The sequence below is a fragment of the Leptospira adleri genome (assembly GCF_002811985.1).
Lineage (GTDB): Bacteria > Spirochaetota > Leptospiria > Leptospirales > Leptospiraceae > Leptospira > Leptospira adleri.
Window position 1 is genome coordinate 1 of the sequence record NZ_NPDU01000100.1, and the last position, 13,029, is coordinate 13,029.

At 41.0% G+C, this 13,029-nt stretch carries 15 protein-coding genes and 1 pseudogene; 5 read left to right on the forward strand and 11 right to left on the reverse strand.

Translation table 11 applies throughout. The features are described from left to right. The 8 genes and pseudogenes from CH376_RS22060 to CH376_RS22095 all read right to left on the reverse strand — a co-directional run. Positions 1-743 (reverse strand): annotated as a pseudogene (locus CH376_RS22060) (alpha-2-macroglobulin family protein); the annotation flags it as partial. Positions 744-752: 9 nt separating this feature from the next. Continuing rightward, positions 753-1,700: a DUF1175 family protein gene (locus tag CH376_RS22065; protein WP_207769152.1), complete on the reverse strand. Its 948-nt coding sequence runs from the start codon at positions 1,698-1,700 to the stop codon at positions 753-755. A gap of 49 nt (positions 1,701-1,749) precedes the next feature. After that, positions 1,750-2,142, reverse strand: coding sequence for a DUF3293 domain-containing protein (locus CH376_RS22070; RefSeq protein WP_243398302.1), 393 nt, complete (start codon positions 2,140-2,142; stop codon positions 1,750-1,752). Positions 2,143-2,228: 86 nt separating this feature from the next. After that, a complete protein-coding gene (locus CH376_RS22075) occupies positions 2,229-2,711 on the reverse strand; it encodes a hypothetical protein (RefSeq protein WP_100788413.1) in 483 nt (160 codons plus the stop codon). 9 nt (positions 2,712-2,720) lie between these two features. Then, positions 2,721-3,062 carry an LIC13255 family lipoprotein gene (locus CH376_RS22080; protein ID WP_243398304.1) on the reverse strand — a complete coding sequence of 114 codons (342 nt, stop codon included), beginning with the start codon at positions 3,060-3,062 and terminating at the stop codon, positions 2,721-2,723. 52 nt (positions 3,063-3,114) lie between these two features. Then, positions 3,115-3,675 (reverse strand): LEA/WHy family protein, encoded by a 561-nt coding sequence (locus tag CH376_RS22085; RefSeq protein ID WP_100788414.1) that lies wholly within the window; start codon positions 3,673-3,675, stop codon positions 3,115-3,117. 3 nt (positions 3,676-3,678) lie between these two features. After that, positions 3,679-4,701, reverse strand: coding sequence for a zinc-binding dehydrogenase (locus CH376_RS22090; protein ID WP_100788415.1), 1,023 nt, complete (start codon positions 4,699-4,701; stop codon positions 3,679-3,681). Then, positions 4,698-5,024, reverse strand: coding sequence for a (2Fe-2S) ferredoxin domain-containing protein (locus CH376_RS22095; protein ID WP_100788417.1), 327 nt, complete (start codon positions 5,022-5,024; stop codon positions 4,698-4,700). Before CH376_RS22095 ends, CH376_RS22090 begins: the two co-directional genes overlap by 4 nt. 312 nt (positions 5,025-5,336) lie before the next feature. Between CH376_RS22095 and CH376_RS22105 the strand changes: the two genes are divergently transcribed. From CH376_RS22105 to CH376_RS22115, 3 genes are read left to right on the forward strand one after another with little or no spacing between them, the layout of a single operon-like run. Continuing rightward, entirely contained in the window at positions 5,337-5,804 is a 468-nt protein-coding gene (locus CH376_RS22105; protein ID WP_100788433.1) for an LIC13259/LIC11441 family protein, read from the forward strand. Between the two features lie 14 nt (positions 5,805-5,818). Then, a complete protein-coding gene (locus tag CH376_RS22110; RefSeq protein WP_100788420.1) occupies positions 5,819-6,763 on the forward strand; it encodes a hypothetical protein in 945 nt (314 codons plus the stop codon). Between the two features lie 3 nt (positions 6,764-6,766). Beyond that, positions 6,767-7,951, forward strand: coding sequence for an acyltransferase family protein (locus CH376_RS22115; RefSeq protein WP_207769153.1), 1,185 nt, complete (start codon positions 6,767-6,769; stop codon positions 7,949-7,951). A gap of 36 nt (positions 7,952-7,987) precedes the next feature. Here the strand turns inward: CH376_RS22115 and CH376_RS22120 are convergent, their stop codons facing one another. Genes CH376_RS22120 through CH376_RS22130 form a run of 3 tightly spaced genes read right to left on the reverse strand, consistent with a single transcriptional unit; the run spans position 7,988 to position 10,468 of the window. Continuing rightward, a complete protein-coding gene (locus CH376_RS22120) occupies positions 7,988-8,476 on the reverse strand; it encodes a DinB family protein (protein WP_100788421.1) in 489 nt (162 codons plus the stop codon). Between the two features lie 10 nt (positions 8,477-8,486). After that, on the reverse strand, positions 8,487-9,689 hold the full coding sequence (locus CH376_RS22125; RefSeq protein ID WP_100788423.1) for an aminotransferase-like domain-containing protein: 1,203 nt from the start codon (positions 9,687-9,689) through the stop codon (positions 8,487-8,489). Further along, positions 9,686-10,468 (reverse strand): PhzF family phenazine biosynthesis protein, encoded by a 783-nt coding sequence (locus tag CH376_RS22130; RefSeq protein WP_100788425.1) that lies wholly within the window; start codon positions 10,466-10,468, stop codon positions 9,686-9,688. The genes CH376_RS22125 and CH376_RS22130 overlap by 4 nt, the downstream gene beginning before the upstream one ends. A gap of 67 nt (positions 10,469-10,535) precedes the next feature. On the opposite strand from CH376_RS22130, the gene CH376_RS22135 reads away from it, so the two are divergent. After that, entirely contained in the window at positions 10,536-11,972 is a 1,437-nt protein-coding gene (locus CH376_RS22135) for an aminotransferase-like domain-containing protein (protein WP_100788426.1), read from the forward strand. A gap of 174 nt (positions 11,973-12,146) precedes the next feature. After that, the coding region (locus tag CH376_RS22140; RefSeq protein ID WP_100788428.1) for an acyltransferase family protein at positions 12,147-13,029 on the forward strand (883 nt) is incomplete at its 3' end.

Genomic DNA, 13,029 nt, shown 5'->3' on the forward strand with positions numbered 1-13,029 from the left:
TCCGATCCCGTTTTAGAAGAATGGAATATACTTCCCGTCTCCAGGCTGAATAGATTCAGATCTACATCGGGAACCGGTTCTCCCGTATCTTTTCTCGCAACATAAACGAACGTTTCGGAACTCGCTTGTTTTACTAAAAAATTCAAACTGGATCTTACGAGAACCGTGTAAGCGAGGTTGGAACCGGAAACGCCTTCCACAAGATAAACTCCGTTTTCCTGAACGGGGACCGGAATTCTTCTATAAGCCCAAGAAGACGCAACGCTGGGAACAAAGAACGTCGAGACCAATTCGTGCTCCGGAAGAATCGAAGAAACGGCCAAGGTTTTTTCCTCCCGAGTCGCTTCATAATCGACGCCTAACGTCTTTTTCAGAGCCGAACGGGTGGAAGAATTCAATTCCTTTCTTGCGACGTTCCGAAAATCTCCTTCAAACTTATCCATCGTTTTGGAAAAAAGAGCGATCGGATTTCCGAAAGCGCCATCGTTATTTTCCTGAATCAGTCTTTCCTTTACTTTTTTGGAAAGAAAAGCCTGAGGATCGGCGATCTTATAAATTCTAAATTCGTAATCCGCCCGTCCGTTGCCTTCCAAGTTGATATAAGGTTTTTCTCCCGGGCCGAAGCTGCGGTCCGTTCCTAAGTAAAAGTTAGGACTTCCCGAAATCGGAAATCGATACGCGATTCCCAGAATCAAAGCGGCGCCGACGGAAAACCAGAGAATCAAATTTTGAACGCGTTTCATTCCATAACCTCAATCTAAAATACGAAATCGATACAATCCCAAAAAGAAAGGATTGTCAGGTTCGGGGGAAAATCGATTACTCTTGTGTAATTCTTTCGCCCGAATCAATTGAATCCCTCGGTTGGATCCGGTATGATACAATAAAAGCGGATTCGTTTTATTTTCTTCCACCAAAATCATCGAGTGAAAATTGGTTCCATTTCCGCGATCTTCTCGAAAAAATAAAACGTCGCCCGAAAATCCAGATTCTAAGTTCTTCGAAACAAAGAAGGTATTGTATTTTTCAAGACTTTCCGCATCGGCAAAAGCTCCGAAGGTTTTCGAACCGGTACGGAATAAATTGATTCCGATAGAAGGTATATCCGGATATTGAAATTCACGGACATCGGGAATATTCTTATCGAGAAGAATTCCGATTTTTTTTTGCCAGAGTAAATCATGATTCTTTAAAGCTTCTTTATAGGAGAATCGGATCAATCCGCTGCAATCCCTTTCCCTCGAATTCCAAGAACCGGTCTCTTTTAGATACTGAGAAAGTGCGATTTGAACAAACCATTCTCGAAAGGCTTGACGATCCTCTTCGGATCCGAGTTCGGAATGATCGGGAAAACCGTCCTCGTCCCAATCTCCTTCTCGAGAAAACAATTCGATCTCGATCAGAGTTCCTAATTTTGTTCGAACCATAGAACGTCCCGGTTTATAACCTGCAATCAAACGTATGATTTGCTTAGAACCGGAACTTTCTAGGGAAAGAAGTTTCAATGAAGATTCCTTTTTCTCATCCCATAAGAAAGAATCCTGAGTTCCGAAGTACGGGTTTGTGATCGTGATCACGGCGATTGATTTTCCGTCCGCCGGAATTCTGACTTTTGTGGAATCGATACTCGGAGAAAACAAAGGACCACAGTAAAGTGATAAGAACAGACTCAGTGTAAGGAGTAACGGAAAACGATTCACAGAACGGAAGATTCTTATGCAAAGAAGAAATGAAAAGCGATTTTAAACTTCAGTATAAAAATTTTAATTTCGATCGACGAGCGATCTTTCCGGCTAAGATCGCGTTCTGTTGAAATTTTTTTCCAAGAAGAATCGCCCGCTTTTCCGAAATTCCAAGTACGAGAAAACTGGATTCCGGAATCCAATTCGGATCCTGCCCTCTTCCTTCGCCTTCGAAAACCGAAAACGCGTTCAGTTCGCGCCGCAGCAGGGTATTTCTATCTTTGTTTTCCGCTTCGGAAAGAATCTCGGATTCGGGATTGGACGCCGTCAGATAAGCCCATTCTTCCTTTCCTTGTTCTTTGAGAAATACGTCCAAGGTCGGATTGAAGGACATTGCTCGGATCGTTAAACTTGGATCAAAGACCAGATAACGCGTTTTTAAGTAAGAATCGATTAACAAAATTGTAAAACGATTTCGACTCCGCAACCGATGATAAAAGGAGAAAATTGTATTTCTTAAGGGGATCACTTCCGAAAAGAATCCGTTTAATAACCTAGATTCTTCCGGATCTTTTCGGGAATGTCTTCAAAATGTTTGTATTTTTGTTTTTTCCCGTCCGGAAAGATCACGTAATACACACCGTTGAGAATCTCCATATAATACTTTCCGGCTTTTTTTTCCCCGGTCGCACGATGGTCCATTTCTTTCACCATTCTTTGATAACGCGAGGGAAGGGTTTGCCAGGAAGCGTAGACTTCGATTTCGCCGCCGGTGTTTACGGTGTAGATCCCGTTCTCATGCATGATCTTGATTCCATTGTAATCAAAAACTTCCAGTATGTTCGTTCTTGGATTTTTAGAATCCCGCGAATCGGAACGATTTTGTGCGGAAGCCGTTTCCTCTTTCGGGAGAACATACTTGACCGTGGAATTTCCGGTTTTTTCCTTCTTTCGCACCAAAAGAAGGAAAAGATAGATGAGACCCGCAAGCAAAAGGCTGATTCCAAAAAACCATTCCGTGGGCTTCATTCAATTTCCTTAATATCGAAATTCGATCCCTTTGCAAGTGGCCGGAGTCGCATCGGAGGAAGTGGAAGACCAGGATTGACAACTCACCGCAAAGACGGCGCTTACACAAAGTTCAATGTCTTTTTTTCTGGATCTTCCCGGAACAAAAGCCGTTACTCGGCGATTCGTATTACAAAGCGCGTCCTTCGCCTGATACGCTACGATCAATCGAGTATTAGCGTCCTCGAATTCGTAAAAGTCCGCGTCCGTGTTCTTCTGATAACATCCGATAAAACAATATAAGAATAAAAATCCGGTCGCGCAAAACTTCAGACTTTTTTGAAACCGATTATTCCGAAATGAAAAATACATCGTATTCACCATTTCTTTCGAACTGCGTACGGATACAAATACGAAAGAGTCATCAAAATCCGACCGAATTTTTCTTCGAGGGTTTCAAAGGAATTTTTTCGTTCACCGGAATTTGAACCGCACCGAAGATCGTTTCGTATTCGAAAGTTCCGCGAATGGAAAACAAAAGTTCTTTTCCGGAAAGACCGGCTTGTAAAATTCCCAACGCGATTTGAAGAAGATTACGATCCATCTTCTTTTCGAACAAGGTCTCCACCTGAAGATCCACCAATTTTTTCTGAAGCGCCGGAATCATGATCTGTTCGTTGGAGATCACGCGAGCGAGTTCCGATTCCTTCTCCGAAGAATCCGGAACGTAAAACGAAAGATCGAATTTATGAATCGTAACTTCCGTTTCGTTCGGGTTTTCTATTTCCACCTTCGCCAAGAAGATGATTTTCGGAACCGGCGGAAACGAAATCAACTCCGCTTTCTGAGCTTCCAAAGAAAGAACGTGAAACTTACATTTCTGCAGAGCCTTATAATTATCTCGGAGAGCTGAGCACGAGAAGATAAAAAATACAAATCCAGATAAAAAAATTCCGATTCGAATTTTAGAATTCAACGTTCCCAAATTTTATTTTCCTTCCGCGAAAGGAGTTTGAATCAAAACTTTTCCCTTTGTCATATTTGCCGCGTAGTTATCGATAGCCTCCACCGCTTTTTCCAAAGGGAATCTCGCGGCGATATCCGTCTTTAATTCTTTTTTGGCCAAGGATCTCAATTCTTTGGAAAGTTTCCAGATTTTATACGGACTCTGTTGCGGAACCCATGTGGAAAGCCAAAAACCTTCCAACTTTTTATCTTGGAATATCATCATTCCTGCATGAAGTGGAATTTCCTTTTCAGAAAGCGCGCCGTAAATGATCGCACGGCTTCCGTAAGGCATCGAGAGCAGAACCTTCGTGGTCAATTCTCCCGCAACCGCATCCAGACAAACGGTCGCTTTGAGTTCGTTGGAAAGCACCCGAAGTTGTCTTTCAAAATTGGAAGTTTCCGAATTGAGGATATGTTCCGCTCCGATCGCCTTTAAGGCGGCTTCCTGTTCCGGTTTGCGAACCACGTTAATCACCTTCATTCCTTTTCTTGCCGCAATTCCCACCACCATTTTTCCTAACGCGCTCGCGGCCGCAGTTTGAACGATCGCTTTGGCTCCGTATTTTTGGGCTAGATCGACCATCGCGATCGCGGTGATAGGATTTACGTAAAGACACGCGCCTTGTTCCAAAGAAAGATCTTTCCCGATCGGTAAACAACTAAAGGCATCCGTGATCATATATTCCGCGTAAACTCCGTCGCCTCTTCCCGGCGCAGTGCAGGCGACATTCTTACCTTTCAAATAAGAACCGTAAAACCCTCCGCCGGAGGCTATGACTTGTCCGCTTCCTTCGAAACCCGGAACGACAGGCAATTTCTTTTTGATCCCGTAAAGTCCGCGCAAAAACATCAAGTCGGAAGGGTTGATGGATGCGGAGTGCATACGAATCAATACCTCGCCCTTTTTCAAAGGACGAATCGTTTTTTCAACGATATGAGCTCTGCTTTTGTTTTCGCTGTATTCTCTGAGTTCTAATGCCTTGTATGTTTTTGGGAGGTTCATTCGTTTTCCTTAATGATTAAATGTTCTATCTTTTCAATTTGTTCCGATGATATATAATATTTTAAGAATATGTCTACGTCCTCTTCGGTCCTCAAAGAAAACCACCTTCCTTCCGGATAACTCACCTGGACCGGACCGAGCTCGCATCGATCCAAACAACCGGCTCTTTGGATTCTTATTTTTCCAGGAATCGACAAGTCCTTTATTTTTTTCTTAAGAGACGCCAATAGCTGAATTGAACCGGAGCGGCCGCAGGAAACCCGTTCCCCTTCTCCCCTTACGTTTTCACAAACAAATATGTGTTTGTCGTAAAAGTCAGTCATAGAAAAAGAACCTCGTTTTCATTTTCAGTAGAATCCAAGACCTGGTAGAATGTGCAACCTGTTTCCCGATCGTAATAATGAGTATAAGATCGCTTTTCTCACCCTTTCGTCGACCAAAATAGGTCGAATTAAAGTGAAGCGTAAACAACAATCGATCTGGAGATTTTTCCAACATCCTGCGCTATTCGAGACCAATACAACCTGAGAAAAGATCTTTTTCATTTTTTGTATTTTAATCTTTTCCTTACTTTACACCAAGGTTTTTTCTAGAATCATAGACTTAACCTTATGATCATCTTGGAGAACTTAAAAATGTTCCGTCCATTTCTACTATCCATCGGGATTCTTATATTTCTTGTTTTTTGCGCTAAGCAGAGAGCTCCTATAACGGAGCCGGAAAAAGACGCTCTTCAGTCTATTTTATTAGAGAATGAATCGATCCACAGCTTCCTGATGAAAGAGGAAGGAAAAATCCCCGAAGTCGCCAAATTGGAAGCGAACGTTCAGGCTCTAATCGCATTGAACGGAGGTCTAAAATCCGAGGCGGAGAAAATGTTAAACTCACTCCAGAAAAAAGATCCGAAAGACGTAGAAAAATTTTTCCAAGCCTATTCTTCTTTTTCCGAAACCTTAGCGGAAAGCGTAAAACTCGCCGGAGGAAACGGAGTCTTTAATAAATTCTATTGCCCCATGGTAAAAAAAACCTGGGTGTCGCAAGGCACAAAAATACAAAATCCATACGCTCCTGAAATGAGAGACTGTGGAGATATTGTTCCCTGACGTAAGGAAGCCTTCTGGAAAAAAATAAAAAAACCCTCTGCAAAATCGGCATTTCCCTGGGAGAGCCGTGTCCTGCAAATTGCAGACAAAATCTCATTCCAAACGACTGGAGTAGAGAAATCAGAGAATCCTGCATCGCCGAAGAAAAGATGAACGCCTTTGCCGAAGGAAAGGTGGGAATCAACGTGGGCGCGTCCGCGTTTTTGCAGGCGCATCCTCTCGTCTTGGAAGGTTTTATCTCAAGGGGCGATGTATATTTTGAAGTCCTCAGATATTTTCTCGCACTCATAGAACCCGAAAAGATCAAAGAAGTCATCGACGCATTCAGCGACAAATTACTTTATAAAATTGTAATACATGAATACAACATTTTTATGCAATCCGAAGACGAACGCAGGAGGGAAAGAAAAAACATCACGTTTTTGGATTTAAAATCGAACGATTTTTGGAAATCTCTCTCTTCAAAAAGAATTTGCAATTTTGTCGCCTTCTGTGTAAGAGAAGCGAAAGACCCGGAATTCGCCTCTCAATTTCTCACTGTTCTTCCTCCCGATACCGTCTCCGATCTAAAAACTCTCGCAGGCTTATCGATAGAAGAAGAAAAAGAATTATATCTTTCCCTCAAAGACGGAATTTACGAACTCCCGATCCGAAGTCCTGGAATCTATCAGCATATTCTAAAACTTTTCGAAGACGACCCGGAAATTTTTATGATCCTTTCCACGATGGAAGAATTGGTTTCTCGTAAACAGCAGATCATAGAATCATCGCATACGATTCTAGAAAAGTACAAATCCGGAAAACTCAATCACCAGTCTCTTTTTGCGGATCTGTCTGTCTTGGAACCTGAAATCACGATGGAGATTTTGGGAATCTTCGAAGAAAAAGGAATTTTAGGAAGATCCGAAAAAAATCTGATCAAAGAACTACTCTATAAACAAAAAACCCTAAAAAGCTGATCTTTGAGTTTTGTCCTTGTTTCGAAAACTATCCGATTATATTTTTTCCCCTTTCTTAAAAATGAAAAAGAAATCCAATCCCTGAACGGAATCCGCGCGATTGCGATCCTTTTCGTCATCATTTATCACGTTTGGCTTCCGTTTTCCATTTCTAATATTCCTAAAATTATCCAAAGTATACTTTGGAACTTCAACTCAGGAGTGGATCTTTTTTTCGTTTTAAGCGGATTTTTAATATATTCAGGAATTCTAAAATATGAAAATAAACCGGATCAGTTTAGCAAAAAAAGATTCTTTATCGCAAGAACCCTCCGCATCTTTCCGGCCTACTACTTTAGCCTATTGATTCTTTTCCTATATTTTCTGGGAAAGGTTCAGAAAATATCCCAAATTCCGAATCCTAACGAATTTCAATCGGCGGAATTACATTCGCTTTACCAGATGTTGCAAAATTGTTATTCGGATTTTTTTTACATCTCGAATTACACCCAACACCGCCTCTCCTTGGTCGGCTGGTCCTTATCCATCGAAGAACAATTCTACGTGCTTCTTCCTTTTATCTCGACATTTCTACTCTTAAAACTAAAACCTCCGAGAAGAATCCTTTTGTTGGTTATTCTTTATTTAATACCTTTGTCTTTTCGGTTTTTTTATCTTCTTAAGAATTCCGATATTTCAGTGTTAATCTATTCCCACACTCGGGTGGACAGTTTAATCGTAGGAATGATTCTAGCTGAAATTCAAATCTCTTCGCTAAAAACAAAAAAATCCAAACTAATAGAAAATTCGATTCCGGTTTTCGGATTTTTTATTCTATTGATAGGACATGTTTTCTCGTTAGACCACTGGTTTCGCAGAACGATCGGTTTCAATTTATTTAATATAGGATATTCGATGTTGATCTTTGCTTCGATTCAAACGGAGAGCGCGATCTCATCCATACTCGGTTCTCCCTTTTTAAGACCGATCGCAAGACTCAGTTATACGATGTACTTATGGAATATACTAATCGCAGGGATCGCCATTTCGAAAGTTCTGTCCGGAGTCGCAGCTCCGAGCACGGGAGAATTTATAATGGCAGTTCTTGCGGCGATTTTCTATTGTTTTCTGTCTTCTTGGATCTTATATCTATTGATCGAAAGGCCGTTTTTGATCTTGAAAGAAAAAATTCTGAAAGAATCCAAATAGACTTTATAAAAAACGAACCCTTCCGATCATCTCGGTTTACATCCAGGCAAGATCTGTTACTCCCACATCAAGACCGAATTGGGAAAGAAGCGTGGTGATTTGACCTCTGTGATGAGTTTGATGATTGAAAATGTGATCCACCAAAACCCAGGTAGGCTTTTCGAGTTCCCTTTGATAAACGACGCTGAAAAAGCGAAACGGGGCCTCAAGCCAATCCTGCCGAATCCCTTTCGACCATTCGATGATTTTTGAATCGTATTCTTTTCTTACGCAGGTTAATTCCTCAAAATCGGAATAAGAATCGGAACTAGCCGATCCTTTCGTAAGATCTTGTCCTTGAAACCTCGCCATCCAAGACATATCCACCCAGAGGATATGATTCAATGTGGAATGAATGGATTTAAAAAAAGCGCCTCGATCTTCTTTACGTTGAAAATCAGATAACTTTAGAGAAGTGGAATATACTTTTTCGTTCATCCAATGATTGTATTCGGCCATTAGTCTGCAGTGTTCCGGGCTAATCATAGCATTTCTCCTAAGCGGAAACGGTGGAAACTTTTCGGATCGATTCTCCGATTCTTCGAATTCCGCGTTCGATCGCTTCGATCGAAGAATGTGAGAAATTGATTCTCATCGTATTTGTTTCGGGTTCTACCGTGTAAAACGGATTTCCCGGAACAAAGGCTACGTTATTCGCGATTGCTGCTTCGAAAAGTCTCATTGAATTTACTTCGTTTTTCAAGGTTAACCAAAAGAACATTCCCCCTTTCGGTGAAACCCAATCCGCAAATTCGGTCAAATATTGTTTCAAAGATTCTTCCATACATTCTTTTTTGAGTCTGTAGGAATTTCGAATCCTATCGATTTGCAAATCCAGATCATAATGATTTAGATATTCGTTCAATATGAACTGAGAAGGAATGTTGGAATGAAGATCACTCGCTTGTTTTGCGATGAGAAGTTTGTCCAGAATCTCTTTGGGAGCGCAGACCCAACCGACTCGAAATCCGGGTGAAAGGGTTTTAGAAAAGGTTCCAATACTGATCGTTCTCTCCGGATACAAAGACTGAACGCTCGGAATCTTCTCGGATTCGAAACGGATCTCACCGTAGGGATTATCCTCGATCAAAATGCAATGGTTACTTCTCAAAACTTCGGCGAGCATATTCCGTTTTTCGATAGAAAGCGTTTTACCCGTAGGATTTTGAAACGTTGGGTTGGAATAAAGAAATTTCGGGTTCGTTTTAGAAAGTATATTTTTTAATGCGACAATATCTAAGCCGTCGTCCTCCAATGGGATTCCGATCACGAAAGGTTCATAAAGAGAAAAGGCCTGGATTGCCCCCAAATATCCCGGTCGTTCGATAAGAATCGAATCGGAGGGATTGATAAATATTTTACCGATCAAATCTAGGGCTTGTTGAGAGCCGGTCGTAATGAGGATATTTTCGGGACTGAAGTTCGGATATTTTATATTTTTATAATATCTTTCAAAGATCTTTTCCCGAAGCGGGATATATCCTTCGGAAACTCCGTATTGAAGTAGTTGGGAGCCGTGTTTTTGAAACGCCGCTTCCGTTGAAAACTTCAATTCTTCCAAAGGAAATAACGTCGGGTCCGGTTGACCGCCGGCAAAGGATATGATTTCCGGATGTGAAGTAACCTTCAAAATTTCCCGAATAAAGGATCGATTCGATTTTAAGATTCGATCCGAAAAGATAAAATCATTTCCATTCATATATCGATCCATCCTTCCAGATACGAAACGCAGGTTCCTCCGATCCGAACACGTTCTCCTAAATCTTCGCAAAAAAGTTTTCCCCCTCTGTACGAAGCCTGGTAAGCATTCAGATTTTTTTTACCCAATCTCTCGGACCAAAAAGGAATCAGAGAACAATGTGAAGAACCGGTCACGGGATCTTCGTACAAACCTGCGGCGGGTGCGAAGAATCGGGAAAGAAAATCATATTCTTCTCCGATGCAAGTCGCGATGATTCCAAGAGAATCCAAATTCTTAGCCACTTCGGCATTGTAAGAAAGATCACGGAGAGCTTTTTCATTTTCGTATACAAGAAGATAGTCTCTCGACTTCCATACTTCTATCGGAAGAATTGAAAACGAGTTGATAATTTCTTTCGGAATTTGTTCAACTCTTACCGGTTTGCGCGCAGGAAAGTCCAAGTAAAGTATATTCTCTTTTTTGAATACGGAAAGTTCGCCGGAAAGTGATTGAAATCGAGCGACGTTTCCTTCGATCAATCCTTGATTAAAAAGATAATATGCGGTTGCAAGAGTCGCGTGACCGCAGAGATCCACCTCTCGTTCTGGAGTAAACCAACGGATTCGAAAGGAATCCCCTTCCAAAGCAAAAAAGACGGTTTCGCTCAGATTATTTTCGAAAGCGATCTTCTGCATCAAATCGTCCGGGATCCAACTTTCCAAGGGACAAAGCGCGGCTGGATTTCCCTGAAATATCTTTTCGGCAAACGCGTCGATCTGAAGAATTTTTAGTTTCATAAAAAGTGATTTCCTTTGTCCCTCCTTTATGTTATAACAAATTTACTCGATCATAACAGATACAGAAATGAAAATCTCAACCAGTACAGATGAAAATTCTAAATACGAATCTATAGCGATTTCCCTCAAATCCATGCTCGAATCGGGAACGTTAAAGGCCGGGGATAAATTGCCTTCCTTGCGAAAGGTGTCCGCCGAAAGCAAAGTCAGCATTTCCACTGTCCTATTGGCTTACGAACTTCTGGAAAACGAAGGTTATATCGAGTCCAAACCTAAATCCGGTTACGTTGTGCTTTCCAGAAAAACCGGAACCAAAGTTCCTACGATGCCCAAAAAACCGAAAATTGCGTCCTCTTTCGGAATCGACGAAAGAATTTCGTCTCTCTTAGATTCATTACAAAATCCTAATATTCTGCAATTAGGAACCGCGGTTCCCGAGAAGGAATACCTGCCGATTCCCTCCTTGCACAAAAACTTAAAAAAAGCGGTCTTGATCGCCGATAGTCATAACTATCAAAACGCGCAAGGATATCCCGGCCTTAGAAAACAAATTTCGTTAAGATCCTCCCTTCAAGGAATCGCAAGTCACGAATCGGAAATCATCGTCACGAACGGATGTCAGGACGCTCTCAATCTTTGCATCCAAGTTTTGACAAAGCCCGGCGATCTCATCGCGGTTGAATCTCCCGTTTATTTCGGAATCTTGCAAAGCATTCAAAGATTGGGAAGAAAGGTTTTGGAAATTCCTACGGATCCGATCCATGGAATGAGTCTTCAACATCTGGAAGAAGCGTTGAGCAAGTACCCGGTTCAATGTATCGTATTAAATCCCAACTTTCAAAATCCGACCGGAAGTCTTTTATCCAGCGAGAATAAAAAAACCGTCGTAGAACTTTGTTCAAGTAAGAATATTCCGATTATCGAGGACGATATTTACGGAGATCTATATTTCACTTCTTCTCGTCCCTTATCTCTAAAATCGTTTGATAAAAAAGAAATCGTTTATAAAATTTCTTCTTATTCTAAAATCGTTTCTCCTGATTTAAGAATCGGCTGGATTCTTCCCGGAAAAAAAGGACAGGAATTGCAAAAACAATTAAAACTTTCCAGATTAGCTCTTCCGAGTATTCCTCAAATCGCATTGAGCGAATACCTCAAAACCTCCTTTGAAAGAAATATAAAAATCCTTCGAAGAAATCTCTCCTCCAATCTCGTAAAAATTAGAGAATCGGTCCTAAGACACTTTCCTGAGTCGACTTCGATTTCCAACCCGCAAGGAGGTCTTGTCTTTTGGATAGAACTGCCGAATAAAGTTGATAGTCTTCTTTTACAGAACGAGGCTTGGAAACACAATATCTCCATAGCTCCCGGCCCGATTTTTTCAGGAACAGGAAACTTTAGAAACTTCCTAAGACTGAGCGGAGGAATTCGTTTAACATCGAAGGTGGAAGACAAAATCAAAACGTTAGGCAAATTGACCGCGCAACTGAATCATTCCCGATAACCTGTATTTGCACATTCAGATTTATAATTCGCAGTAAGCGAATTTTTGATTGTTCAGAGATAACTTTGTCTTCGTTAAATAAGTCCGTTTACGAGTTGACGATAGTGCCATTACCCGCCATCAAGGTGAAGTTTCCAAAGAATTCAAAGACGGTCGATCGGTAAAAAAATAAAAATGAAAGCTAAGATCCTGGATTATATTTTCGGCGTTTTTAAAAAAGATCCAAAAGAAATCGAATCTCTCAACGGCTTAAGAGCCTTCTCGATTTTAATCGTCCTTTTTTTCCATTTATGGGAAAACAATTCCCATAAATTTTTAGAACAAGGATTGGTAACCGAATCTTCTCTCAATTCCATCTTGAGCATGATTCATTTTATGGATTTGTTTTTTCTTTTGAGTGGTCTTTTGATTTATGCGGGTTTATTCCGTGTTTACGAAAAATACTCCACGCTCAATATCAAGGAATTTTATCTCAAAAGAATATTAAGAATTTATCCCGCTTATTATACCGTATTGATCATTACGTTTTTATTTTCAATCGTGATCTACAATGAAATGAAAGCGAAATCGAATCTAAATGAAATCGAAGCGTTTGTATTAAACCGCGCGTCCATCGCCGTCACAAATCCTTGGTCAGATATTTTCTTATATTCCAATTACAATCCGAATCGAGTTTTCGAGTTCGGTTGGTCCCTGTCTTTAGAACAACATTTTTATATCGTTCTTCCCTTTCTCTGCTTGTTCGTTTTGTTCAAACTTCCTTTTCAAAAAAGAATGTTGATTTTACTTGGAATCTATATTCTTCCGATTTTTTTCCGCTTTTACCACCAATTCAATGGAGACGCTGGCGGAATCTACTACGCTACGCACACTCGTTTCGATGCGCTTTTTTTGGGAATCATTACCTTCGAGATCTTCAATCGAAAGTATTTTGAAAGATGGAACGGTTGGCAGGCTTCCTTTGCATTCTTGGGAGCGGTCACCCTATTTTTTATCGGCGTACAAATCCGCAAACATCCGATTTTAGAGCACACTCTCAGCTATAACCTATATCACG

What these genes read in the sequence shown, in the direction of transcription:
- CH376_RS22075 (WP_100788413.1), bottom strand. Translation starts at nt 2,711, where the DNA reads ATGAAGCCCACGGAATGGTTTTTTGGAATCAGCCTTTTGCTTGCGGGT.
- CH376_RS22080 (WP_243398304.1), bottom strand. Translation starts at nt 3,062, where the DNA reads ATGTATTTTTCATTTCGGAATAATCGGTTTCAAAAAAGTCTGAAGTTT.
- CH376_RS22090 (WP_100788415.1), bottom strand. Translation starts at nt 4,701, where the DNA reads ATGAACCTCCCAAAAACATACAAGGCATTAGAACTCAGAGAATACAGC.
- CH376_RS22095 (WP_100788417.1), bottom strand. Translation starts at nt 5,024, where the DNA reads ATGACTGACTTTTACGACAAACACATATTTGTTTGTGAAAACGTAAGG.
- CH376_RS22105 (WP_100788433.1), top strand. Translation starts at nt 5,337, where the DNA reads ATGTTCCGTCCATTTCTACTATCCATCGGGATTCTTATATTTCTTGTT.
- CH376_RS22120 (WP_100788421.1), bottom strand. Translation starts at nt 8,476, where the DNA reads ATGATTAGCCCGGAACACTGCAGACTAATGGCCGAATACAATCATTGG.
- CH376_RS22125 (WP_100788423.1), bottom strand. Translation starts at nt 9,689, where the DNA reads ATGAATGGAAATGATTTTATCTTTTCGGATCGAATCTTAAAATCGAAT.
- CH376_RS22130 (WP_100788425.1), bottom strand. Translation starts at nt 10,468, where the DNA reads ATGAAACTAAAAATTCTTCAGATCGACGCGTTTGCCGAAAAGATATTT.
- CH376_RS22135 (WP_100788426.1), top strand. Translation starts at nt 10,536, where the DNA reads ATGAAAATCTCAACCAGTACAGATGAAAATTCTAAATACGAATCTATA.